This window comes from Caenimonas sedimenti, from assembly GCF_007833165.1.
In the GTDB taxonomy this organism is placed as follows: Bacteria; Pseudomonadota; Gammaproteobacteria; order Burkholderiales; family Burkholderiaceae_C; genus Ramlibacter; species Ramlibacter sedimenti.
On the sequence record NZ_VOBQ01000002.1, the window covers coordinates 94,964 to 118,938 of the forward strand.

Genomic DNA, 23,975 nt, shown 5'->3' on the forward strand with positions numbered 1-23,975 from the left:
AACAAAATCCTCTGCGCGGCTGGCAGGTCGACCGCGCCACCATCCGGCACGCAGGCCATGACCTGCAGCGGCCCGAGTGCGTGCTCGCCGAACCCGACGGCACGCTGTGGGCGGCCGATGGTCGGGGTGGCGTTGTCCGCATTGCCGCCGATGGGAACCAGCGGCTTGTCGCGCCGGCGGCCCATGCCGCAGTCGCCACAGACTTCCAGGCGCGCTACGTGCAAAGCCATGGGTCTTTGCCGAATGGCATGGCATTCCTTCCCGACGGTGACTTCATCATTGCCAATTGGGGCACGGACAGTGTGGAAGTGATGACGCGCGAAGGCCAGGTGCGCCGCCTGTTCGACAGCATCGGCGGCCGGCCACTCGGCAAGGCCAACTTCGTGCTGCGCGACCGGCGTGGCCGAATCTGGCTCACCGTCACCACGCGGATGCAACCTTGGACGGACTCCATCAACGCCCGGGCCAGCGACGGCTATGTCGCGCTCATCGACGGCGGTACCGTGCGCATCGTGGCAGACGGATTTGAGGGCACAAATGAAGTTCGCATGGATGCGAACGAAGAGTGGCTGTATGTGGTGGAGAGCAACGCCCGCCGCATCTCGCGGCTGCGCGTCCAGGAGGATGGTTCGCTCACCGGGCGCGAGGTCTACGGCCCATCCGTGCTGGAAGGCTTTCCCGACGGGATCGCGTTCGATGCCTACGGCAACCTCTGGGTGACGCTGGTGATGACCGACAAGCTCATCGCCATCACGCCCGAGGGCGACGTGCTGACGCTGCTGGATGACAGCAACCCCGAGGCGGTGAAACGCCTGGATGCGCACTATGCGGCCCGCACCCTGACACCCGAAATCATGGCAGCGTGCGCGGGCACTCTGGCGCCCTGGATGGCCAGCCTGACTTTTGGCGGCGCGGACCTGCGTACCGTCTACATCGGGAGCTTGCGCGGAACGACGCTGCCGAGCTTTCGCGCACCGGTGGCCGGCCTGCCGCCGGCGCATTGGAACGACACAAGGAGACAAGCATGAAACTCGCATCGCTCAAAGGTGGCAAGGACGGCCGCCTCGCCGTGGTATCCCGTGATTTGAAGCGCGCGGTCAGCGCCGCGTCGATCGCACCGACGCTGCTCGACGCCCTGGAACGGTGGACCGAGTGCGAGTCGCAGCTTGCGCGGCTCTACGACCAGATCAACCAGGGGGCTGCCACGGACGCATTCGACTTCGATCCCCGGCAGGCCGCGGCGCCATTGCCCCGCGCGCCCCAGTGGTGCGACGGTTCTGCCTTCCTGAACCACGGCAAGTTGATGGAAACCGCCTTCAACATGCCGCCGTTGCCGGACGTGGAAACCATCCCGCTGATGTACCAGGGCGGCTCCGACGACCTGCTCGGTCCGTGCGACGACGTACCCCTGCCCGACGAAGCGCATGGCATCGACTTCGAAGGCGAGTACGGCGTGATCGTCGATGCCGTGCCGCTGGGATGCCCGGCGGCCATGGCGCGCAGCCGCATCCGCCTCTTGGTGCAGATCAACGACGTGAGCCTGCGCGGCTTCGGGCCGCGCGAGATGAAAACTGGGTTCGGCTTCTTCCAGGCCAAGCCTTCTTCGAGCTTCGCGCCCGTGGCCGTCACGCCAGACGAGATCGGCATCGCCTGGAAGGACGCGCGCATCCACCTCGACCTGCACATCGACTGGAACGGCCAGTGGTTCGGCAACCCGAATGGAGGCGAGATGAATTTCGGCTTCGACCAGCTGATCGCGCATGCGGCCAAGACGCGACGCCTGTCGCCCGGCACCATCATCGGCAGCGGCACGGTGTCGAATGCCGGAGGGAAGAAGGGCTCCGCGTGCATCGCTGAACGCCGTGCGATCGAAACCATCGGGCAGGGCGCTCCCAAGACAGGGTTCATGAAGTTCGGCGACCGGGTCCGCATGGAAGCGCGTATGGAAGATGCCCCGGTCTTCGGTGCCATCGAACAGCGCATCGTCCAGGCCCCGGTGCCGCAGGAGTGAACAGCATGCCGCGATTCGTCGACCTGTCCATCTATCTCGAAAACGACGTCCTGTCGGACCCGCCGCCGCTGGCACCGAAGATCACCTACCAGAAGCACGCCGACACGCTGCCCGAGTTCATGCAGATGATCCCCGGCACCACGGCGGAAGACTATCCCGACGGTGAGGCCGCTGCTGCCGAATGGGTGACGCTCACCACGCACAACGGCACGCACCTCGATGCGCCGTACCACTTCCATTCCACGCAGGATGCGAAGTTGGGGGAGAGCAAGCCCTCGATCACCATCGACCAGGTGCCGTTGGATTGGTGCTTCCGGCCCGGGGTAAAGCTGGACTTCCGGCACTTCCCGGATGGCTACGTCGCGACGGCGGCGGATGTCGAAGCCGAACTGCGGCGCATCGGGTACGAGCTGCAGCCGTTCGACATCGTTGTCGTCAACACGCGGGCGGGCTCGCGCTACGGCTCGAGCGACTTCGTCTCGGCCGGCTGCGGCATGGGCTACGAAGCCACCATGTACCTGCTGGAGCGCGGTGTGCGGCTGACCGGCACCGACGCCTGGAGCTGGGATGCGCCCTTCTCGTACACGGCGAAGAAGATCGCCGAGACCGGGGACAAGTCGCTCATCTGGGAAGGCCACAAGGCCGGCCGCGACATCGGCTACTGCCACCTGGAGAAGCTGCACAACCTCGAAGCGCTGCCGGCGCACGGCTACACCATCTGCTGTTTCCCGCACAAGATCCGCGGCGCCTCCGCCGGCTGGACGCGGGCCGTCGCCATCTTCGGGGACTGAGCCATGCGCGTGCTCGTGACGGGTGCCGCCGGTTTCATCGGCGCCACCCTGGTGGACCTGCTGCGCCGGCGCGGAACGATCGGCGGCCGCGCGGTGACGGCGCTGGCCCTGGTGGATCAAAGCGTTGCGGACGCGGGGGATGCCCTGGCGATCAGCGGCGACCTGGCCGAGGCCGCGACGCTGCGGGCGATCGCGGATTTCCAGGCGGATGTCGTGTTTCATCTGGCGGCTGTGCCGGGTGGCGCCGCGGAGGCCGATCCGGCGCTGGGGCGGCGCGTCAATCTCGATGCCTCGTTGTCGCTGTTCGAACTGCTCGCCGCGAGCGGGCGCCGGCCGGTGCTGGTCTACGCCAGCAGCATCGCCGTCTACGGCGCCAACTTGCCCGACCTCGTCACGCCACAGACGCCCTTGCGCCCGCCGCTGACGTACGGCGCCCACAAGCAGGTCTGCGAGATCCTGCTGGCCGACTTCACCCGCCGAGGTGCCATCGACGGCCGTTCCGTGCGCTTGCCCGGCATCGTGGCGCGGCCGGGGAACGGCACCGGCCTGGTGTCCGCGTTCATGAGCGACATCCTGTATGCGTTGCGCGATGGCAAGCCGTTCGTGTGCCCGGTGGGACCCGCTTCGACCGCCTGGTGGATGTCCACGAGCCGTTGCACCGAGAACCTGTTGCACGCTGCAGTGATGGATGTGCCAGCTGGCGAAGCCGCCCGGGCCTGGCCGTTGCCCGTGTTGCGCCTCTCCATGGCGGAAGTGATCACTACTTGTGCCAAGCTCTATGGTGCGGATCGCCAGCAGGTCACGTTTCAACCCATTCCCGGCGTCGAAGCGGTGTTCGGCCGCTATCCTCGCCTGGACGACGCGCCGTCGCGCGCGCTGGGCCTGCGCGACGACGGATCGGCCGATGCGCTGGTCCGCCGCGCGCTGGGTGAAATCGAGTAAGTACAAAGCAACGGAGACCTCCACCATGATGAAGACGAACCCATTCAATCGCCGCGACGCCTTGATCGCATTGGCCGCTGCTGCTGGCGCCGTTGCGCTGCCGGCCTTTGCGCAACCGGTGACGAAGGCCATCTTCGGCTACACCGCCGTGACCGATTTCGCCAGTGTGTTCATCGCCAGGGAAGAGGGCTACTTCACGAAGCGCAGCCTGGACATCGAGCCCAAGCTGATCCCGCTGAACCCGTCCATCCCGCCGGCCATCCAGTCCGACTCGCTGCAACTGGGCGGCCCCACGCCGTCGGTGTTCCTGCAGGCGGTGGAGGGCGGGCTGGATCACGTGGTGCTGACCGGTGGTGGTGCCACTTCGAAATCGATGACCGGCATTGGGCTGGTCGCCAAGGCCGGTGCGAACATCAAGACGGCGCAGGACTGCATCGGCAAGAAGATCGGCGTGCCTGGCCTGGGCGCTTTCCTGCACGTGGGCTTCCGGGCCTGGCTGAAGACGCAAGGCGTGGACTCCACCAAAGTCACGTTCATCGAAGCGTCGTTCCCGCAGCACGGAGACTTGCTGCGTGGCGGCTCGCTCGATGCCGTCGTCACGGCCGATCCGTTCATGTCCCGCATCGTGAGCAGCGGCACAGGCTATGTCGCGTCGTACTACTCGACCTTCCTGCCGGACGGTTTGCCCACGCTGGTGTTCACCGCCCGGCGCGACTGGGTGCAGAAGAATCCGGCGGCCGCCAAGGCCTTCCAGGCGGCCATCGCCGAATCGGCGGTGTTCATCAACAACCCGAAGAACGCCGCCAAGGTGCGCGAGCACATCGGCAAGTACATCAAGCTGCCGCCGGAAGTGCTGGCCACCGTCCAGCTGAGCCCGCCGCTGCCGGTGGTCCAAGAGAAGCAACTGGCGTGGTGGAGCGACCAGATGCTCGAGCAGAAGCTGCTCAAGGCCAGGCCGAACCTCGCGGCGCTGATCGTCAAGTGACGGTGAGCTCGCAGGCGTCCGCGCCGATTCTCGATTTCGACCAGGTCGGCATCCATCTTGGCGGGCGGGAAATCCTGTCGCCTACTTCGGTGAAGGTCGGCCGGGGCGAGTTCGTCTGCATCATCGGCCCCTCGGGCTGCGGCAAGACCACGCTGCTGCGCGCCGCCGCGGGATTCGTGCAACCCAGCGGCGGGCAGGTGGTTCGCAATGGCCAGGTCGTCCGCGGCCCCTCGCGCGAGGCCGCCTTCGTGTTCCAGGACTACGGCCGCGCGCTGCTGCCGTGGCGTACAGTCGCCGGCAACGTGAGCCTGGCGCTCGAAGCCGCGGCGGTGCCGCCGGCCGAGCGGCCGGCCCGCATTGCGAAGGTGCTGGCGACGGTGGGCCTGGCCCAGCACGGCGAAAAATTTCCGCTCCAGCTGTCCGGTGGCATGCAGCAGCGGGCGCAGATCGCGCGCTGCCTCGCACAGGAGCCCGCGCTGATGATGATGGATGAGCCCTTCGGGGCGCTCGATGCGATGACGCGCGAGGCCTTGCAGGACGAGGTGGCGCGGCTGGTGCGCGACAGCGGCCTCACGGTGCTGTTCGTCACCCACGATCTCGACGAGGCGATCTATCTCGGTGACCGGGTGATCGCGCTGCGTTCCAACCCGACGCCCGACAAACCCAGCGTCGCGGCCATCGTCGACGTGGCGATCCCGCATCCGCGCAGCCAACTGGAGACCAAGGAGCACCCGGACTACCTGCGGCTGCGCCGCGACCTGTACCACTTCCTGGGGCACCACTGACATGCGTGCGCGCCTGGCTGCGATCGCGCGGGGAGCCGCGGCTCCGCTCGTGTTGCTGCTCGCCCTGGAGCTCTACACACGCGGGCCCGGCAAGAACAGTGATGCGCTGGCGCCGCCCACGGCTGCGCTGCGCGCATTCTTCCGCGCGCTGGGCGATGGCAGCCTGCTGCAGGCGACCGGGTTCACCCTCGCCAGCGCCGCCGTCGGCCTGCTGATCGGCTTCGCCGGCGGCGGGCTGCTCGGGATCTGGCTGGGCCTCTCGCGCCGGGCCGGACGCTTCGGTTTTCTCACCGTCGAGGTGCTGCGCCCCGTGCCTTCGGTGGCACTGATTCCGCTGGCGATGCTCGTGTTCGGCTTCGGCCTGCGCATGGAAAGCAGCGTGGTGGCGTTCGCTACCTTCTGGCCGATGCTGGTGCTCGCCCAGGCGGCGGCGCGGCAGGTGGATCCGCGCCTGCTCGAAGTGGCGTTCGCCCTGGGGCTCTCGCCCTGGGCGCGCCTTACGAAGATCGTGCTGCCTTCGATGGTGCCGCGCCTCTTCGTTGCGCTGCGGCTCGGGGTCTCGGTGGCGCTGGTCGTTGCGGTGACCGTGGAGATTGCCGCCAATCCGCATGGCATGGGCTACGCGATCATGATCGCGCAGCAAAGCCTGGACCCCGCGCTGATGCTCGCCTGGCTGTTCTGGATCGCCCTGGTCGGCTACCTGGTGAACGAAGGTGCGCTGTGGCTGCAGGCAAAGGTGGCCCGCGCAATGGGAGCGGGCGCATGAAAGCGCGCATCGCCGAATGGTCCGGTTCCGTCGCCGTGCTGGCGGGGTTCGTCGCCCTGTGGTGGCTGGCGAGCCACCAGCAGTGGGTGAGCAAGGTGTTCCTGCCGACGCCGGAAGCTACTCTGGGCGCGCTGTCGGAGGGGTTGCAGACTGGTGGCCAGTTGCTCGAACAGAGCATGGCAACCCTGAGACGCATGGTCGAAGGCTGGCTTCTCGCGTGCCTCGCCGGCATCGTGCTCGGTGCGTTGATCGGTACTTCCGCCGCGGCCCGCGCCTGGCTGCAGCCGATGCTGGAGTTCGTCCGGCCGCTGCCTGCTTCCGCCATCATGCCGCTGGCGATCTCGATCTTCGGTCTTGGGCCGCGCATGGTGCTGTTCGTCGTGGCGTTCGGCGCGATGTGGCCGGTGCTGCTGGCCACGCTGCACGGCTTTGCCCATGTCGAGCCGCGACTGCGCGAAGTGGCGGCTGCCCTGCAAATGCCACGCCGCGACTTCATCTGGAAGATCGGCTTGCCCGGCGCCATGCCCGACATCCTGGCCGGCATGCGCCTGTCGATGACAGTGTCATTGATCGTCGCCGTCGTCGGAGAGATGATCGCGTCCCAGGCGGGACTCGGCCAGGCCATCCTGCTGGCGGCGCGGTCCTTCCGTGCGAACGAACTTTTCGCCGGGATCGTGCTGCTGGGCGTGATCGGATTCGCCGCGAACGCGCTCCTGGCCGCGGCCGAAGGCTGGCTGCTGCGCTGGCAGCGGCCTTGAACAACCAAGGAGACATCGAGATGACCCTTCCTTCCATCCATCGTGTGGTGACCGGCCACGACGCGCAGGGCAACGCCATCATTTCCAGCGACGGACCGCTCGCCGTCGTCGCCGAACTCAAGGCGATCCCCGGCGTCGTCTTTCATGAGGTGTGGTCCACCAGGGGCACCCCGGCCCGCATCGACAACGGCGCGGACCCGACGCCCGGCCCCTTGACGCTGCCCCCGCCCAAGGAGGGCACGCGCATCCGCTTCGTCGACATTCCGCCGGACAGTCCGGAGCTGCTGGCACGCAGTGCCGACCAGGCACGCGCGGGCTTCTCGGAGATCGGCGACGCCGGCGCATCGACGGCGCACAAGGGTGCTCGCCACCCCTTGATGCATCGAACGCAGTCGGTGGACTACGGCATCGTCATCGAAGGCGAGCTCACGCTGCTGGTCGACGAGGGTGAGGTGGTCGTGCGCCCCGGCAGCGTAGTCGTCCAGCGTGGCACCAACCATGCCTGGGCCAACCGGTCGCAGCGGCCATGCCGCATCCTGTTCATCCTGGTGGATGGCGAGTTCGATCCGGAGATCGCGAAAGCACTGGCGCAACGGGCCTGAGGCATGCCGGACTCCCTCTTCGACTTGCATGGGCGGGTTGCGCTGGTCACTGGTGCGGCGGGTGGGCTCGGACGCAGCATCGCCACCGTGTTCGCCCGGCAGGGCGCTGACCTGGTGCTGGCGGACCGGGAGAGGGTGCGATGCGACGAGGTGGCGGCCGAGTGTCGCTCCCACGGCGTGCAGGTGAAAGCGCTGGCGGCTGACCTGGGGAAACCGCCCGAGGTGGAGGCGCTCGCCGCAGCGGCGGCCGCCGCCTTTGGCCGCGTCGACGTACTCGTTTGCAACGCGGGCATGCAGGGCCCCGCCCGTCCCTTGCACGAAGTAGGCGGCACGGACTGGGAAGCGGTGTTCCAGGTCAACCTGCGCAGCAGCCACATGCTCTGTGCTCGCCTCCTCCCGGCGATGGCGTCAGGTAGCAGTGTGATCCTGATGGCCAGCATCGCCGGATTGCGTGGCAACAAGTCCATCGGCCTGTACGGGCTGACCAAGGCCGCGCTGGCCCAGATGGCCCGGAACCTCGCGGTGGAGTGGGGCCCGCGAGGCGTGCGAGTCAATGCCATCGCACCGGGACTCATCCGCACACCGCTGGCCGCCGGCTTGATCGCGAACGAGGCATTCATGGCGCGGCGTCTCGCGCTCACGCCGCTCGGCCGCGTCGGCGAGCCGCATGAAGTGGCGGGCGTCGCGGCCATGCTCGCCAGCGCGGCGGGGGGCTTCGTCACGGGACAGACGCTGGTCGTCGACGGCGGCACTCTCATCACCGACGGCAACTGACGGAGCGACGCGCGGAGAGCCATCGGCAACGCCGATGCCTGGAATCGGGAAGATCGATTGGCGCCGGGCGCGGGGCCTGCCTAGCATGCCTGTCTCCAACCAGTATCAGGAGACACGCTTGCACGACCAGCAGCACCGGATCGAAGAGCGCGATGGCATGGTGATCGAATGGGACGCCCCGATCACCATGGACGACGGGCTCGTCCTGCGAGCCGACATCTACCGACCGGTGGGCGGCGGCGAGCATCCCGTGCTGATGACGCACGGCCCCTACGCCAAGGGCCTGTCGTTCCAGGAAGGCTTCGCCTTCGCCTGGATGCAGCTGGCACGCGAGCATCCCGAGGCGCTGGAGGGTTCCAGCAACAAGTACCAGTCCTGGGAGACGCCTGACCCCGAAATCTGGACGCGCGACTGGGGTTATGTCTGCGTCCGCGTCGATTCGCGCGGTGCGGGCCGGTCGCCCGGATACCTCGATTGCTTCAGCCCGCGTGAGACGCTGGACTTCAAGAACTGCATCGAGTGGGCCGGCGTGCGGCCGTGGAGCAATGGCAAGGTGGGCCTGACCGGCATTTCCTACTACGCCATGAATCAGTGGCAGGTTGCGGCTCTGCGGCCCAAGCACCTCGCGGCCATCTGCCCCTTCGAAGGTGCTTCCGACCTGTACCGCGATGGCGTGCGCCATGGCGGGATCCTCACGAGTTTCTGGATCCGCTGGTACCCGGCGCAGGTGTCATCGGTCCAGCATGGGCTAGGCGCACGCGGTCGCATCAACCACAACACGGGCGAGCCGATCGCCGGGCCGGAAACCCTCAGCCCGGAGGAGATGGCCAGGAACATCGCGGACCTGCCCGGGCAGCACCTGGGCAACCGCTTCGCCACCGACGCCTATTTCGCCGAGCGCACGCCGCGGCTGGAGGACATCGAGGTTCCGGTCTTCTCGCGTGGCAACTGGGGTGGCATCGGCTTGCACCTGCACGGCAACACCGAAGCCTTCCTGCGCGTGGGTTCCCGCCAGAAATGGCTGGAGATGCATGGGGACACGCACTGGACGGAGTACTACACGCCGGGCGGCCGCGCGCTGATGCGGCGCTTCTTCGATCACTTCCTCAAGGGAGAAGACAACGGCTGGGACCGCGAGCCGGCGGTGCAGCTCAGCGTCCGGCTGCCCAACGAGAAGTTTCTGACGCGCAAGGAAGGCGAGTGGCCGCTGGCGCGAACGCAGTGGACGCGGCACTACCTCGATGCCGCGTCATCCGCGCTCGTCGCGGAGCCGGGGTCCGATGCCTCTGTCGAGTTCCGCGGTTTCTCGCAAGGCCACACCTTCTACACACCACCGATGCTGAAAGCATCGGAAATCACCGGCCCGGTAGCAGCCAAGGTGTTCATCGCGTCGAGCACTCGCGATGCCGACATCTTCCTGTCGCTGCGTGCCTATGCACCCAACGGACGCGAGCTGTTGTTCCAGGGCGCATCGGAGCCCAACGTGCCCCTGGCGTTTGGCTGGCTGCGCGCCTCGCACCGCAAGCTCGATGCCGCGCGCAGCCTGCCGTACCGTCCCTGGCACCCGCACGACGAGGAGCAGCCGCTGGTCCCCGGAGAGGTCCATGAACTCGACATCGAGATCTGGCCGACCTCCATCGTCCTGCCGCCAGGCTTCCGCTTGGCGCTGACGGTGGGCGGCGAGGACTACGACCACCAGTTGCCCGGCCCGCTGGTCCCCAAGGCACCACCGCAATACGGCGGAATCCGCCAGACCGGTTGTTCGATCCATGTGCACGACGTGTCCGGTGACCGCCCGCCCGAAGTCTTCGATGGAACCGCCACGCTTTACACGGGAGGCAAGCATGCCTCCTTCCTGCTGCTGCCGGTCATTCCGGCGGCTTGACGAGTCACACAAGGAGACGACATGAAGTACATCCGCAGCGTCGCGGTCGCCCTGGCCACGTGCGTAGTCGCCGTTGCCGCGCAGGCCCAGACCAAGATCACCCTGGGCCACACGGGCGTGGCCGAATACCTCGGCGCATTCGTCGCGCAGGAAGAGGGCCTGTTCAAGAAGCATGGCCTGGAGGTCACGTTACAGCAAGTGGCGGGCGGCGCGCTGGTGCCGGGCCTGCAGGGCGGCTCCCTGCAGATGGGCACACTGCCCCCGACCAACCTGCTGTTGGCCAATGAGGGCGGGCTCGACCTGGTGTTCGTCGCGGGCACGGGCGTCTTCGAGAAGACGGACCAGAACGTTGGCCTGCTGGCCGGTGCCGGCAGCGGCATCACCTCGGCGAAGGATCTCGTCGGCAAGAAGGTCGGCGTCCCGTCGATCGGCGGCTTTCTCCACGTGATGGCGCGCAAGTGGGTCGCTGACCGTGGCGTCGATCCCAAGCAGGTCAATTTCGTCGAAGTGAATTTTCCGCAGACGGCTGACCTGCTAAAGGCCGGCACCATCCAGGCCGGGGTGAGCGCCACGCCGTTCATCGGCCGGGCCATCCAGAGCGGCAGCGGGACGGCGCTCGCCTACTTCCCCGCCGACCTGCCGCCCCAGACCAGCGGTGTGTTCTACGGCACCACGCGCCAGTGGGCCGCGGCGAATCCGCAAGCGGTGAAGGCTTTCCGCGCCGCCATCGCGGACGCGGTGGCGATGGCGGACAAGAATCCGCAGGCCGCGCGCGCTCACATGGGCAAGTACATCAAGCTGCCGCCCGAAGTGCTGGCCAGCATTCCCATGCCGCGCCTCATGGCCGACGTGACCGAGCCCCAGGTCAAGTACTGGGTCGACACGATGAACGAGATGGGCCTGATCAAGAGCCGGCCCCAGGCCGCGCAAATCATCGTCCGCTGATGCTGTTTCATCGCTGCGCCGTGCATGGCGCGCGTTGCGCCGCGGTGCCGGAGGACGGCGCCGCGTCGGGCAGCCGTGGACAGCGCTTCTTCACCATTGACCTGCACTGCCACGCCCTGTCCCCCGAGGTGGAGAAGCTGGTGGCGACGCATCCGCGCCGCCAAGCCGAGCCGGAGATGATGGTGCGCACCCTGGGCGCGGAATCTGCCGCCCACAACGCGCGCGTCATGCTGCCCGCAGCGGGACCCAAGCTGACCGGGCTGGATGCGCGGCTCGCTGACATGGATGCGATGGGTGTGGACGTGCAGGTCGTCAGCCCGTCGCCCAACCAGTACTACTACTGGGCGGATGATGCGCTCGCGCGCGATGTCGTGCGCGTGCAGAACGAACACATCGCCGCGCTGTGCGCGAAGCACCCGGACCGCTTGCAGGGGCTGGGGACCGTCGCGCTGCAGCAGCCGCAGCTCGCCGTCGAGCAGTTGCGGCATGCGGTGGAGGTGCTGGGCCTGCGGGGCGTCGAGATCTCGACCACCGTCGAAGGGCGCGAGCTGGCCGACGAGGCTTTCGAGCCGTTCTGGGCCGAAGCGGCACGCCTGCGTTGCGTGGTGTTCCTGCACCCGCTTGGCACCTGGGCCTTCGAGCGGCTCAATCGCTGGTACCTCACCAACGTCATCGGCCAGCCGCTGGAGACGACCGTCGCGCTCTCACACATCATCTTCAGCGGGCTGCTCGACCGGCATCCGGGCCTGCGGTTGCTGGCGGCACACGGAGGCGGCTACCTGCCGGCCTACCTGGGGCGCTTCGAACATGCGTGGAAGGTGCGCCCCGAAGCGAAGTCCATGCTGCGTCCGCCGCGCGACTACCTGCGGCGCATCTGGTTCGACACCGTCGTCTATGAGCCGATGGCGATCCGCCGCCTGATCGACGAGGTGGGCATCACGCAATTGGTCACCGGCACCGACTACCCGTTCGACATGGGTTCGTACGACATCGCGGGCCTGCTGGCGCAGGTACCGGGACTCGACGACGCGGGACGGACCGCCATCCTCGGCGGCAACGCCCGCCGGCTGCTCGACGCTTCGCAAGCCTGAACGCAACTCTGCAAGCGTTGCGGGTAATCCCTGAGATGTGGGCATATGGTTGATATTGCAACTAGTTGAGATAGCAATCACAATGGCGGCATTCGTCCAGGAGACATGCCATGACCGCCACCCGCCGCGCCATCGTGCGCTCCCTTGCACTCGCCGCAACGTTCGCGGCCGGATTCGCCCACGCGCAGGCGCCGGGCCCCATCAAGGTCGGCATCCTCGGCCCGTTCTCCGGTCCGTTCGCGCACTACGGCGCACTGTTCAAGGCGGGCGCGGAAGCCTATGTCGCCAGCCAGGGCGGCAAGCTCGGCGGCCGAAACGTGGAATTCATCTACCGCGACACCGGCGGGCCGAATCCCGGGCAGACCAGAACGCTGGTGCAGGAACTGATCGTGAAGGACAAGGTCGACTACCTCGGCGGGTTCGTCTTCACCCCCAATGCGATGGCAGTGGCGCCACTGATTCAGCAGTCGCAGACGCCCACGGTGATCTTCAATGCGGCCACATCGGCCATCACCGACAAGTCGGAATTCTTCATCCGGACCAGCTACACGTTGTGGCAGGTGACGGTGCCGATGGCCCAATGGGCGGCCAGGCAGAACCTGAAGAAGGTTGTGACCGCAGTCACCGACTACGGCCCTGGCATCGATGCGGAGACTGCATTCAAGAGCGAATTCACCAAGCAGGGCGGGACCGTGGTCGAGACCATCCGGATGCCGATCGCAACGACCGACTTCGGCCCCTTCGTGCAGCGGATCAAGGCGAGCGGCGCCCAGGCCGTCTACACCTTCCTGCCCGGCGGCCCTCCGAACCTCGGCTTCGTCAAGGCCTACAACGAAAACGGGCTGGCAAAGGCAGGCGTGCAATTCCTCGGCACCGCCGAAACAGACGAATTCGATCTGCAGAAGTTCGGCGATGCGGCCCTTGGGTTGACGACCGCATTCCACTACTCGGGCGCCCATGACTCACCCGAAAACAAGAAGTTCGTCGACGCTTTGAAGAAGCGCGACCCGAATGTTGTCGCCAACTACGCGTCGGTTGGTGCGTGGGACGGCATGTACGTCATCCACAAGATGATCGAGGCGACCGGCGGCCAGCGCGACGGCTTGAAGGCCATCCATGCGGCGCGTTCGCTGGCGTGGGAGAGCCCGCGCGGCCCGGTGCGCATCGACAGCAAGACGCGCCACATCGTGCAGAACGTGTACCTGCGCAAGGTGGAGAAGCAAGGTGGTGCGCTCGTGAATAAGGAACTCCAGAACTTCGGCCCCCAGGCCGACTACGGGCTGGACAAGTAAGGCCAACGCCGGCACTTTGCAGTGAACCTCCTGTTCAACATCCTCGTGGACGGCCTGGCCTACGGGATGGTCCTGTTCGTCATTGCCGTGGGGCTCTCCGTCACGCTGGGGCTGATGCGCTTCGTCAACCTGAGCCACGGCGCCTTCGCCATGCTGGGCGGCTACTGCGCGGCCCTGCTGGTGCGCGAAGCGCAGTGGAATTTCTGGGTCGCGGTGCCGGTCGCGGTCCTGGCGACCGGGTTGCTCGGCGCGGCCCTGGAAGCGCTGGTCCTGCGCCATCTCTACCAGCGCAAGGAGCTGGACCAGGTGCTCTTCACCATCGGCCTCAGCTTCGTGCTGATCGCCGGCACCAACGCGATCGCGGGCCCGCAGGTGCAACTGATCCCGCTGCCACCGCTGCTGGCGGGTTCCGTGGACCTGGGCTTCCGTACTCTGCCGGCGCAGCGCCTGCTGGTGATCTTCGCGGGGCTTGCCGTGGCCGCGGCGGCGGTGTGGGTCGTCGCCAGCACGCGCTTCGGCGTCTGGCTGCGCGCCGCCGTCGACCACAGCGGCACGGCATCGACGCTCGCCATCCCGATCCGCGCGGTGCAGTGCGTGACCTTCGCCTCGGGCGCCGCGCTGGCGGGCCTCGGCGGCATCCTCGGCGCGGAGCTGATGCCGCTGGAGCCGTACTACGCCCTCAAGTACCTGGTGCTGGTGCTGGTCGTTGTGGCCGTTGGCGGCATGGGCAGCATCGGCGGTTCGCTCGCTGCGGCCGTCCTGCTGGGCGTCATCGAGACGGCCAGCAAGTACCTCGCCTCCGACTGGGGCAGCCTGTTCTTCTTCGTGGCCATGGCGCTGCTGCTCGCCTGGCGCCCGCAGGGATTGCTGAAGCGATGAACGCGATCACGCTCGCATGGCGTCGCGCCCAGCAGGCCACAGGCCTGGATGCCGCACAGCCGCATTGCGCGCCTCCGTGGCGCGCGCCCCTCGTCCTCCTCGTGCTGGGCCTGGCGGCATGCGCCCTGATGCCGGAGCAGCTCGGCCTGCTGACGCGCATCTTCATCTCCGCACTGTTCGTGCTGTCGCTCGACCTGGTGGTCGGCATCGCCGGGCTGGCGACCCTGGGCCACGCGGCGGTGTTCGGGGTGGGTGCCTATGCCGCCGGAATCTTCGCGCTGAAAGTGATGCCCGACCCGCTGGCCGGCTTGGCGATCGGCATTCTTGCCGGCGCCGTGCTGGCGCTGCTCTCGGGGGCGTTCCTGCTGCGCTACCAGGGTTTCACGCTGCTGATGCTCACGGTGGCGGTTGCCCAGATCGTGCTCAGCATCGCGCAGAAGGCCCGCGGCTGGACCGGTGCGGACGACGGACTGTCCGGCTACGTCATCGCACCGCTGTTCGGACGCTTCGCATTCGACATGGAGGGCAGGGTGGCCGCGTTCTACACGCTCGCCGTACTGGTGGTGGTGTTCTACGTGCTGCGGCGGCTGGTCGATTCACCCTTCGGCTTGGCGGTGCGGGGCATCCATGAGAACCGCGCGCGCATGGCCGCCCTGGGTACGCCCGTGTTCGCCAGGTTGCTGGCGCTCTATACGGTGGCGGGTGCGGTCGCGGGTGCCGCCGGTGCACTCTCGGCCCAGACGACCGCCGTGGTCGGGCTCGACAGCCTCTCTTTCGCGCTTTCGGCGGAAGCGCTTGTGATGCTCATCCTCGGCGGCGCGGGCCGCTTGACGGGCGCTCTCGTGGGGGCTGCCGTCTTCACGCTGCTGCACCACACCGCGGCCTCGATCAATCCTTATCACTGGCTCTTCGTCGTCGGTGCGCTGCTGATGCTGGTGGTGCTCGTTTCGCCGGCGCGGGTCTGGGCGTGGCTGCGCGGCCGCATGGGGACACCCGCATGACAACGGCTTTGCTGGAGTTGCGAGGCGTGGACAAGCGTTTCGGCGGCCTGCACGTCACGCGCAGCGTTTCTTTTGCGCTGGCGGCAGGCGACCGTATGGCCCTGATCGGCCCGAACGGTGCCGGCAAGACGACGCTGGTCAACCAGATCAGCGGGGTCCTGCAGCCGGATGCGGGAGCCATCCACTTGCTGGGCGAAGATGTAACGCGCCTGCCGCAGGCCAAGCGCGTCCGTCGTGGCTTGGCCAGGACGTTCCAGATCACCACGCTGGCTCCGCACTTCCCGGTGCAGCGGCAGGTGGAACTGGCGTTGCTCGAGCGGGAGGGGCTGACCGGGCGGGCGTGGCGCTGCGTGGACGCCTACGCAGGCGTTCGGGCGGAAGCGCTCGAATTGCTGTCCCGCTTCGGCCTGCGCGAGCATGCGGCGACACCGACCCAGGACCTCGCCTATGGAGAGCAGCGGCTCGTCGAGATGGCCCTGGCCCTGGCGCTGCGCCCGCGCGTATTGCTGCTGGACGAGCCCATGGCGGGCGTTCCAAAGGGTGACGGCGGGCGGCTGCTGACGGCCCTCGAATCGCTGCCGCGCGATCTGGCCGTGCTGATCATCGAGCATGACATGGACCTCGTCTTCCGCTTCGCGACGCGCATCGTGGTGCTCGCGGAAGGTGCCGTCCTGGCGGACGGCGATCCCGAGACCATCCGGCGCGATCCGCAAGTTCGTGCCGCGTACCTGGGGCATTGACGATGGAACGCGCAATGCTGCAACTGGAAGGCGTGGTGGCCGGCTACGGGCCGACGACGGTCCTGGACGGGCTGCAACTGCAAGTCCGCGCAGGCGAACGGCTGGCGATGCTGGGGCGCAATGGCGTCGGCAAGACCACCGTCCTGCGTGCGGTCATGGGGCTGGTCCCCCTGCGTGCGGGCCGGATCCTGTTCGAAGGGCAGGACCTGGCCGGCATGGCGCCGCACCGGCGCGCTGCACTGGGCCTCGGCTATGTGCCGCAAACGCGCGACATCTTTCCGTCTTTGACCGTCGAGGAGAACCTCGTCGCCGGCCTCAAGCGGCGGCCGCTCCAGGCGCTGGACGAGGCCTACGCGCTTTTTCCGCGGCTGGCAGAACGCCGCCGCAACGGTGGTGGCCAGCTCTCCGGTGGCGAGCAACAGATGCTGTCCGTGGCGCGGGCGCTGTTAGGACAACCCAACTTGCTGTTGCTCGATGAGCCCCTGGAGGGCCTGGCCCCGCTGATCCGGCAGGAGCTGCTGGCGGTGTTCCGCCGCATGAGCGAGCAGACGGGCATCCCCGTGGTCATCGTGGAGCAGCAAATCGACGAGGTGCTCGGCTACGCACAGCAGGCCGTCGTGCTGGACCACGGCACCGTGGTGCATCAGGACACGGCGGCGGGGTTGCGGGCCGACAACGAAGCACTGGACCGCTGGCTCGGGATGGCGGTGCAATGACCGGTTCCCTGCGTAAAGTGGTGCCCATGAGCACCTTCCGCCCCAAGAAATCCGCCCAGGCGCCGGTCAAGACCGTCGTCGCCGTCAAGTCCCGCGCGCGCAAATCCGCCGTTGCCGATGCCGAGCCTGTAACGCCGGAAGTCATCGACCTCGAACACTACGCACCGGCCTATCTGACCTGGATCGCCAACAAGCTGTCACGTGGCGCGTCTCAGCACTACCTGGCGCTTTTTGACGTGGGGATCGAGACCTGGCGTTGCCTCGTGCTGCTGGCGATCCACGGTTCAGTCACGGCCCAACAAGTGTCCCGCGTGATCGGCATGGACAAGGGCGCGGTCAGCCGCTGTTTCAAGGGCATGCAGGAGCGCGGCCTGATCCGGACGGAACTGGACCCGGCGGATGGCCGCGCACGCGTGGCGGTTCTCACCCCGGCGGGACGGGCGCTGCATGACCGGATCCGTGAAGTGGCGCTCGAGCGCGAGCGCGTCTTCCTCTCCGTGCTGTCGGCCAAGGAAGTGGAAACCCTGCTGTCCCTGCTGCGCCGGCTGCACGAGAACCTGCCGGCCGTGGAAGGGGCCACGCAGGAGTACGTCAAACGCAAGTTCCCCGAAGCGGCGGCCCGAGGCCGCCGCCGGCGGGAGGATGAAGAGGACGCATGAACGAACTTCGGGTCCAGGTGCTGAACCGCGTGCAGGAGGCCGAGGGCATCTGCAGCTTCGAATTGGTGGACCCGCGGGGAGAGCCGTTGCCGGCGTTCAGCGCGGGCGCGCACATCGACGTGCAGGTCGCACCATCCGTCGTGCGCCAATACTCGCTGTGTAACGATCCCGCCGAGCGGCACCGCTGGCGCATCGCGGTGCTGCGCGAACCCGCGTCGCGCGGCGGCTCTGCCGGCATGCACGAGCGCATGTTGCCGGGCGCGGCCGTTCAGGTCAGCGTGCCGCGCAATCACTTCGAGCTCGTCGCCGCAAGGCGAAGCCTCCTTGTCGCGGGGGGCATCGGCATCACGCCCATTCTGGCCATGGCGCAGGCGCTGCATGCGACAGGCCGGGATTTCGCCATGCATTACTGCGCGCGCAGCACGAACCGCATGGCCTTTCGGCGTGAAATCGAGCAATCCGGCTATGCACACAACGTGGCTTTTCACCTGAGTGACGGTCCGCCTGGACAAAAATTCCATGCCGCGGTGGCACTCGGTGCCCCCGAACCAGGCGCGCACCTCTACGTGTGTGGTCCGGCGGGATTCATGGATCACGTCCTGACGACCGCGCGGGATCTTGGTTGGCCGGACGCACAACTTCATCGCGAGCACTTCGCGGGCACCGTCTCACACGCCGCGGACGACGTCGCATACGACCTGCAGCTTGTGCGGTCCAGACGCACGGTTCGGGTCACCGCCGATCAGACCGCGTTGCAGGCGCTGCTCGGCGAAGGCATCGACGTCCCGTTCTCCTGCGAGTCCGGGGTCTGCGGAACCTGCTTGACGCGCGTGCTGGCCGGCGAGCCGGACCACCGCGACAGTTTTCTCACCGAGGCCGAACGCGCGGCGGGCGACCAATTCACGCCCTGCTGTTCCCGATCCAGAACCCCGCTGCTCGTGCTCGATCTCTGAGCCCCGCACTGCCAATTGCAAGGAGCCATCTCATGCAGACCGCCACCATCGCCCCACCGACTTCCCCCAAACGCTCAGCCACGCTGTTTCCGCGCGACCAATGGTACGTCGCGGCCTTCGCCGCGGACGTGACCCAGCAGCCCATCGCCCGCACATTCCTGAACGAGAAGGTCGTGCTGTTCCGCACCGCCGAAGGCCAGGTGGCCGCGCTCGAGGATCGCTGTTGCCATCGCTCGCTGCCCCTGTCCTGCGGGACCGTCGAAGGAGGCGGACTGCGCTGCGGCTACCATGGCATGCTGTACGCACCCAGCGGCCAGTGCATCGAGATCCCGGGGCAGGACCGCGTTCCGGCGAAGGCCAAAGTCAAGGCGTATCACGTGGCCGAGCAGAACCAGATCATCTGGATCTGGATGCCTGTGCTCGATGGCGCCGAGCCCGATTCGCCGCCGCCCGTCTATCCGTGGCACGAGCACCCCAACTACAAGTGGGGCCATGGGATGTACCACTACCAGGCGCCCTGGCAGCTGATCCACGACAACCTCATCGACCTGAGCCACCTGGGCTATGTCCACCTCAAGACCATCGGGGGCAACGCCCGGCTGCACATGACGGCGCCGACAAAGGTCACGCAGGACGGCGACGTGGTCAAAGTGAAACGGCTGATGCCTGGCTCCGTGCCACCGCCCACCTACAAGGCGGCCTGGCCCTTCGGTGACACCTGCGACCGCTGGCAGGAGATCGATTTCCATCTGTCGCATCTGCGCATCTGGACGGGGGCCTGCGAGCCTGGCACGGATTCGCTGGACGATCCCGAGCGCGGCGGCTTCCACATGCGCGGCTTCCACGGCATCACGCCCGAAACCGGGGAGACCTGCCACTACTTCTGGAGCATGTGCGCCAACAAGCATCCGGACATGCCGGAGAACATCAAGGAAGTTGTCGACCAGACGCGATTCACCTTCGACGAAGACCGCGAGGTCATCGAGAACCAGTATCGCAACATGCTCGATTTCGGCGAACGCGCAAGCTGGCTCGACATCCATGTGGATGTCGGTGCCAATCGCGCTCGCCGGATCGTGCAGAGGCTGACCGAGTCCCAAGAAGACCGGCAGCTGACGCCGGCCTGAACAGGCCGGACCACCAAGAAAGAGGAGACATCATGAATAGACATCCGCTCGCGCGGAGGACCTTGCTCGCCTTCGCGGCGGCATCCTGCGCTTTTCCCGCCGTCGCGACGGCCCAGTCTGCGGGTCGCGGCAAAGCGCTGCGCATCGGGACGACCTTCGACAACACCGGGATCGGACGCGTCAATGGAGCAGACCTGTTCGCAGGCTCGCGCGCGCTGATCGCGCGGGTCAATCGGGAAGGGGGCATTCAGGGAGTCCCCCTCGAACTCGCCATGGAAGATGACGGATTCGACCCGGCCGTCACGAAGCAGAAGACGGAAGCTTTCGTGGCGGATCCGTCGATCCTCGCGTTGCTGCACCCACTTGGCACGCAGCAGACCGCAGCCATGATGCAGGTCACCACCGAGCTCGCGGTGGTGGGCCCCAGCACCGGCACCATTGGCCTGCGGCGCAGCAAGGCCCCTAACGTTTTCTGGACTCGCGCCAGCTACGGCGACGAGATGGATCGCCTGTTGGGAATGGCGAGCACGCTGGAGCTGCGCTCCGCCGCGCTGGTGTACCCGAACGATGCCCTCGGGCAGTCGCTGCTCGCGGCATTCCAGGCCTCTTGCGACAAGCACAAGCTGAAGGCGGTGGCCACCTCCGCGACCCCGAACACGGCCAGCGTCGAGGTAGAGCCTGCAGCTCGGGTGATCGCGCAGGCCAATCCACAGTTGGTCGTGATGGGCCTGGCGGCTTCGTCCCCGGCATTCGTGCTGGCCTTTCGCAGGCTCAATGCCTCGACGCGGATCTTCGGAATCTCCATTGGCGCGAGCTCGGGTTCGATACGCGCGATGGGCGACATGGCGCGCGGCGTCGGCTTCTCGATCGTCGTTCCGTCGCCGACGGCGCAGAAGTTCGAGCTGGTGCGTCGCTATCAAGCCGACCTCAAGGCAATCGGATCGACCGACTACTCGTTGTTCGGCGTCGAAGGCTACTTGGCGGCCAGCGTGCTGGTCCAGGCGCTCCGCCGCGCCGGTCCGGGCGCCACGCGCGCATCCGTCGTGCAGGCGCTGGAAGAAATTTCCGGCCTGGATCTCGGCGGCGTGCGGGTGAGCTTCGGGCGCGGCTTGCGCGAGGGCAGCGATTTCGTTTCCGTCGCCGTGGTCGGCCCCGAAGGCCGCTTGACGATGTAACCCACAGACCAACAAGAGAAATTCCAGATGAACTTGCTACGCCGTCGCCTGCTGGGCGCATCCCTGATTGCTGCAACGGGTCCGATCGTGGCCCAGACCAACCCATACCCGTCCCGTCCGGTGACCTGGGTCGTTCCGTACCCGGCGGGAGGTTTCGGTGATGCGCTCTCGCGCCTGCTGGCACCGCGAATTGCGACAGGCCTGGGGCAACCGGTGGTCGTCGACAACAAGCCTGGGGCAGGGGGTCAGATCGGCGCCGTGTACGCCAAGCAGCAGCCGGCCGACGGCTACACCGTTCTCTATGGGGACATCGGGCCGCTGGCCATGAACGCGGCCTTGTACCAGAAGCCGGGTTACGACCCGCTGAAGGACTTCGTGCCCGTGACCCGACTGATGACCACGCCCACGCTCCTGGTGGTGCCGGCGAGCAGCCGCATTGCCACCTGGGCCGATCTGCAGAAGGCGGCCGCGGCGACGGGCAATGGCCTGAGCTACGGCTCCTATGGTCCCGGCAGTTTCCCGCACGTCTGGGTCGAGATGATGAAGCGGCAGACGGGCGGCAAGTTCACGCACATCCCCTACAAGGGCGCTGCGCCTGCTGTGCAGGACCTGATCGGCGGACAGATCGACATGCTGGTCGACGTGGTTGCCAACAGCATGCCATTGGTGAAGGACGGCAAGCTGCGGGCCATCGCGGTCATCGGAAGCGACAAGCGGCTCGTGGGCCTGCCCCAGGTGCCGACGCTTGCTGAACTCGGCGCTCCCGGCCTGAACACACCCGGCTGGACGGGCGTCATGGTCCGTCAAGGTACGCCCCGAGCTGTCATCGAGCGATTGCACCAGGAGATCGTGAAGGCAGTGAAAGCGCCTGAGGTGGAGCGGCAGTACGCCGAGCTGGGCATCGCCATCGCACCGATGGCTCCCGAGGAATTTGGGGCATTCGTCCAGGCTGAGACCGTGCGATGGGGGACCGTGATCAAGGCAGCTGCCATCACGCTGGACTAATCATGGCCCACATTCGTCAATCCATGGTCCGGGCGCTCGTGCTTGCTTCATTGACGGTGATCGCGGGTTGCGGTCACCTGCCAGCCAGTCCAGTGGCCATCCAGCATTGTGAATCGTTGCAGGGCGCGCGCATTGACGCGACGCGCATCGGCCTTCCGACACGGGGAGCCGTCGTCGATTCGAGCCAAGTTGCGCCAGCTGTCGCGCCGTACCAGGACGCGGAAGGTGAACACCTTCTCGAGACCCCCGCGCGCTGCCTGGTGCTCGGTCGCATCGAGGCCGTGGATCCGGCGGCACCGCCCATCCGGTTTGCAATCAACTTGCCGCTCTCCAATTGGAACGGGCGCGCGCTGCAGTCCGGTGGTGGCGGTCTTGGGGGGCAGCTGATCACCGCTCCACGCAACAAGGCGTCGGGCAGGTTCGATCCCAATCCCGTCACCGAGCCCTATCCGATCACGCGCGGGTACGTGACTTTCGGCAGCGACAACGGGCACCCGCCCATGAGCTTCGAGTGGAGCCGCAGCGACGAAGCCATGCGAAATTTCGCGCACGAGGAACTGAAGAAGACCAAGGACGTCGCGATGGCGGTGATCGTGGCGGCCTACGGCCGAAAGCCTTCTTACGTGTTCTTCAATGGTGAGTCGGCCGGCGCGCGCGAGGCGCTTCGCGCGGCCCAGGTGTATCCACAAGACTACGACGGGGTGATTGCCACTTCGCCGGTCTTGAACTGGAACGCGAACCACCTGTCCGACAACGTCCTGCGGACGCGTCTGGTCGATGGCTTCCTGGACGTCGCGGCGGTCAAGCTGGTTGCCGACGATGCCCGTGCCCGCTGCGATGCGGCCGACGGCCTGGCGGATGGCGTCATTGGCCGCTACCTCGAATGTCCGAACGACCTGGCCCGGCTGACCTGTCGCCCAGGGGTCGCGCAGGCAGCTTGCCTGACGCCGGCGCAGATCGACGCGGTCAGGGCGCATCGGGAACCGTATGCCGTCCCCGTTCCCTTGGCGCATGGCGTAACCCATTTTCCCGGCTATCGCGTGACTGGGGACGAGGATGGCGCGCGGTGGCAATGGCGCTTCTACGTGACCGGCGAGGAGCCGCCCTCGCGCGACCTCACGCCGGGGCTGGGCTGGGAGCAGCGCCGAGGCGGCATCCTGAATTTCGCGAGCTGGTGGGTGCGCCATGGCATCGCGCGCGACCCAGCCGTGAACCCGGTGGGGTTCGATCCCAAGAAGTACGAAGGGCGCATCCGGGAACTCTCGACCTGGTTCGATGCGACCGACCCTGATCTCTCCCGCTTTGCCGCGCGCGGCGGGAAGCTGATCATCATCCATCCTTCCGCCGACAACGCGACGCCGCTTTCCGCATCGGCGGAATACGTGGACCGTGTCGTGCAGACCATGGGCCAACAGGCGACGGATCGATTCCTCCGCTTCTACGTGCCGGTGGGCGGCAGCCACAACGTGGGCGGCACCAGCCAATTGAGCGCGCTGACCATGCTGGAGGACTGGGTGCTGCGCAACCAGGTTCCATCGGATGCTCCGGTCGCCTATGACCTGTCCCTGACGGATGGCGCCTTCCGGGCCTCACGTCCGGCCTGCCGCTATCCGACCTATCCGCACTACAAGGGCGCGGGGGACGTGAAGCGCGCGGAGAGTTTTGAATGCCGTCCCAGGGCCGGCTGGTCGATGCGGGATGCGCGCTAGAGCCGTGAGCCGCATCAAGGGCTTGCTCGATCTGAATTTGCTGCGGCTACTGGTTACGCTCCAAGCCACCGGGTCCGTTGATGCCGCTGCGCGCCGCCTGGAAATTTCCTCCCATTCGGCACGCGGGGGCCTCGCGGAGCTTCGGGCGTACTTTGGTGATCGCCTTTTTGTCGGGCCGACCTTTGAGACCACCCAGGTCGGGCGGCAAGTCTGTGCCGTCGCGCATCAATCCTTGGAGGTCTTGGACGCCGGCATGAAGGCAGTTGTCGCATTGCCTGCAACGCCAGCGAGTTTCGCCTTGCGTACCCGAAGGCAAGCCTTGCTGGCAACAGGCTCGATATCGGGCGGCCAAGCAAATTGAACGGACAACTTCAGCTTTTCTAC

At 67.0% G+C, this 23,975-nt stretch carries 25 protein-coding genes; all 25 read left to right on the plus strand.

Features of this window, described 5'->3' with window-relative positions; genetic code table 11:
- The first annotated feature begins 80 nt into the window (after positions 1 to 80).
- Entirely contained in the window at positions 81 to 1,028 is a 948-nt protein-coding gene (locus FN976_RS01350; protein ID WP_255440030.1) for an SMP-30/gluconolactonase/LRE family protein, read from the plus strand.
- Positions 1,025 to 2,011: a fumarylacetoacetate hydrolase family protein gene (locus FN976_RS01355; protein ID WP_145890219.1), complete on the plus strand. Its 987-nt coding sequence runs from the start codon at positions 1,025 to 1,027 to the stop codon at positions 2,009 to 2,011. The genes FN976_RS01350 and FN976_RS01355 overlap by 4 nt, the downstream gene beginning before the upstream one ends.
- Before the next feature lie 5 nt (positions 2,012 to 2,016).
- Positions 2,017 to 2,802: a cyclase family protein gene (locus FN976_RS01360; protein ID WP_145890221.1), complete on the plus strand. Its 786-nt coding sequence runs from the start codon at positions 2,017 to 2,019 to the stop codon at positions 2,800 to 2,802.
- A 3-nt stretch (positions 2,803 to 2,805) separates the two neighbouring features.
- A complete protein-coding gene (locus tag FN976_RS01365; RefSeq protein ID WP_145890223.1) occupies positions 2,806 to 3,744 on the plus strand; it encodes an NAD-dependent epimerase/dehydratase family protein in 939 nt (312 codons plus the stop codon).
- 25 nt (positions 3,745 to 3,769) lie between these two features.
- Positions 3,770 to 4,729 carry an ABC transporter substrate-binding protein gene (locus FN976_RS01370; RefSeq protein ID WP_145890225.1) on the plus strand — a complete coding sequence of 320 codons (960 nt, stop codon included), beginning with the start codon at positions 3,770 to 3,772 and terminating at the stop codon, positions 4,727 to 4,729.
- Positions 4,730 to 4,731: 2 nt separating this feature from the next.
- Complete coding sequence (locus FN976_RS01375; RefSeq protein WP_255440031.1) at positions 4,732 to 5,514, plus strand: ABC transporter ATP-binding protein; 783 nt, start codon at positions 4,732 to 4,734, stop codon at positions 5,512 to 5,514.
- Position 5,515: 1 nt separating this feature from the next.
- Entirely contained in the window at positions 5,516 to 6,280 is a 765-nt protein-coding gene (locus tag FN976_RS01380) for an ABC transporter permease (protein WP_145890229.1), read from the plus strand.
- Complete coding sequence (locus tag FN976_RS01385) at positions 6,277 to 7,038, plus strand: ABC transporter permease (RefSeq protein WP_145890231.1); 762 nt, start codon at positions 6,277 to 6,279, stop codon at positions 7,036 to 7,038. Before FN976_RS01380 ends, FN976_RS01385 begins: the two co-directional genes overlap by 4 nt.
- A 20-nt stretch (positions 7,039 to 7,058) precedes the next feature.
- Positions 7,059 to 7,640, plus strand: coding sequence for a cupin domain-containing protein (locus FN976_RS01390; RefSeq protein WP_145890234.1), 582 nt, complete (start codon positions 7,059 to 7,061; stop codon positions 7,638 to 7,640).
- Between the two features lie 3 nt (positions 7,641 to 7,643).
- Entirely contained in the window at positions 7,644 to 8,414 is a 771-nt protein-coding gene (locus tag FN976_RS01395) for an SDR family NAD(P)-dependent oxidoreductase (RefSeq protein ID WP_145890236.1), read from the plus strand.
- 118 nt (positions 8,415 to 8,532) lie between these two features.
- A complete protein-coding gene (locus FN976_RS01400) occupies positions 8,533 to 10,299 on the plus strand; it encodes a CocE/NonD family hydrolase (RefSeq protein WP_349291323.1) in 1,767 nt (588 codons plus the stop codon).
- Positions 10,300 to 10,320: 21 nt separating this feature from the next.
- Entirely contained in the window at positions 10,321 to 11,244 is a 924-nt protein-coding gene (locus FN976_RS01405) for an ABC transporter substrate-binding protein (protein ID WP_145890238.1), read from the plus strand.
- Positions 11,244 to 12,335 (plus strand): amidohydrolase family protein, encoded by a 1,092-nt coding sequence (locus FN976_RS01410; protein ID WP_145890240.1) that lies wholly within the window; start codon positions 11,244 to 11,246, stop codon positions 12,333 to 12,335. The genes FN976_RS01405 and FN976_RS01410 overlap by 1 nt, the downstream gene beginning before the upstream one ends.
- A gap of 110 nt (positions 12,336 to 12,445) precedes the next feature.
- Entirely contained in the window at positions 12,446 to 13,627 is a 1,182-nt protein-coding gene (locus FN976_RS01415) for an ABC transporter substrate-binding protein (protein WP_145890242.1), read from the plus strand.
- 21 nt (positions 13,628 to 13,648) lie between these two features.
- On the plus strand, positions 13,649 to 14,506 hold the full coding sequence (locus tag FN976_RS01420) for a branched-chain amino acid ABC transporter permease (RefSeq protein ID WP_145890245.1): 858 nt from the start codon (positions 13,649 to 13,651) through the stop codon (positions 14,504 to 14,506).
- Entirely contained in the window at positions 14,503 to 15,507 is a 1,005-nt protein-coding gene (locus FN976_RS01425; protein ID WP_145890247.1) for a branched-chain amino acid ABC transporter permease, read from the plus strand. Before FN976_RS01420 ends, FN976_RS01425 begins: the two co-directional genes overlap by 4 nt.
- Positions 15,504 to 16,247 carry an ABC transporter ATP-binding protein gene (locus FN976_RS01430; protein ID WP_145890249.1) on the plus strand — a complete coding sequence of 248 codons (744 nt, stop codon included), beginning with the start codon at positions 15,504 to 15,506 and terminating at the stop codon, positions 16,245 to 16,247. Before FN976_RS01425 ends, FN976_RS01430 begins: the two co-directional genes overlap by 4 nt.
- A 14-nt stretch (positions 16,248 to 16,261) precedes the next feature.
- Positions 16,262 to 16,963 (plus strand): ABC transporter ATP-binding protein, encoded by a 702-nt coding sequence (locus FN976_RS01435; RefSeq protein WP_255440032.1) that lies wholly within the window; start codon positions 16,262 to 16,264, stop codon positions 16,961 to 16,963.
- Positions 16,964 to 16,989: 26 nt separating this feature from the next.
- Positions 16,990 to 17,622 (plus strand): MarR family winged helix-turn-helix transcriptional regulator, encoded by a 633-nt coding sequence (locus tag FN976_RS01440; protein ID WP_145890253.1) that lies wholly within the window; start codon positions 16,990 to 16,992, stop codon positions 17,620 to 17,622.
- On the plus strand, positions 17,619 to 18,575 hold the full coding sequence (locus FN976_RS01445; RefSeq protein WP_145890255.1) for a PDR/VanB family oxidoreductase: 957 nt from the start codon (positions 17,619 to 17,621) through the stop codon (positions 18,573 to 18,575). The genes FN976_RS01440 and FN976_RS01445 overlap by 4 nt, the downstream gene beginning before the upstream one ends.
- A 32-nt stretch (positions 18,576 to 18,607) precedes the next feature.
- Positions 18,608 to 19,702: an aromatic ring-hydroxylating oxygenase subunit alpha gene (locus FN976_RS01450; protein ID WP_145890256.1), complete on the plus strand. Its 1,095-nt coding sequence runs from the start codon at positions 18,608 to 18,610 to the stop codon at positions 19,700 to 19,702.
- Between the two features lie 32 nt (positions 19,703 to 19,734).
- Positions 19,735 to 20,877 carry an ABC transporter substrate-binding protein gene (locus FN976_RS01455; RefSeq protein ID WP_145890259.1) on the plus strand — a complete coding sequence of 381 codons (1,143 nt, stop codon included), beginning with the start codon at positions 19,735 to 19,737 and terminating at the stop codon, positions 20,875 to 20,877.
- A 27-nt stretch (positions 20,878 to 20,904) separates the two neighbouring features.
- The gene (locus FN976_RS01460; RefSeq protein WP_145890261.1) at positions 20,905 to 21,882 is read left to right on the plus strand and encodes a Bug family tripartite tricarboxylate transporter substrate binding protein; all 978 of its coding nucleotides are present in this window, start codon (positions 20,905 to 20,907) and stop codon (positions 21,880 to 21,882) included.
- A 116-nt stretch (positions 21,883 to 21,998) separates the two neighbouring features.
- Positions 21,999 to 23,591 (plus strand): tannase/feruloyl esterase family alpha/beta hydrolase, encoded by a 1,593-nt coding sequence (locus tag FN976_RS01465; RefSeq protein WP_186510712.1) that lies wholly within the window; start codon positions 21,999 to 22,001, stop codon positions 23,589 to 23,591.
- 4 nt (positions 23,592 to 23,595) lie between these two features.
- Positions 23,596 to 23,952 carry a LysR family transcriptional regulator gene (locus tag FN976_RS01470; protein ID WP_186510713.1) on the plus strand — a complete coding sequence of 119 codons (357 nt, stop codon included), beginning with the start codon at positions 23,596 to 23,598 and terminating at the stop codon, positions 23,950 to 23,952.
- Positions 23,953 to 23,975: the final 23 nt, after the last annotated feature.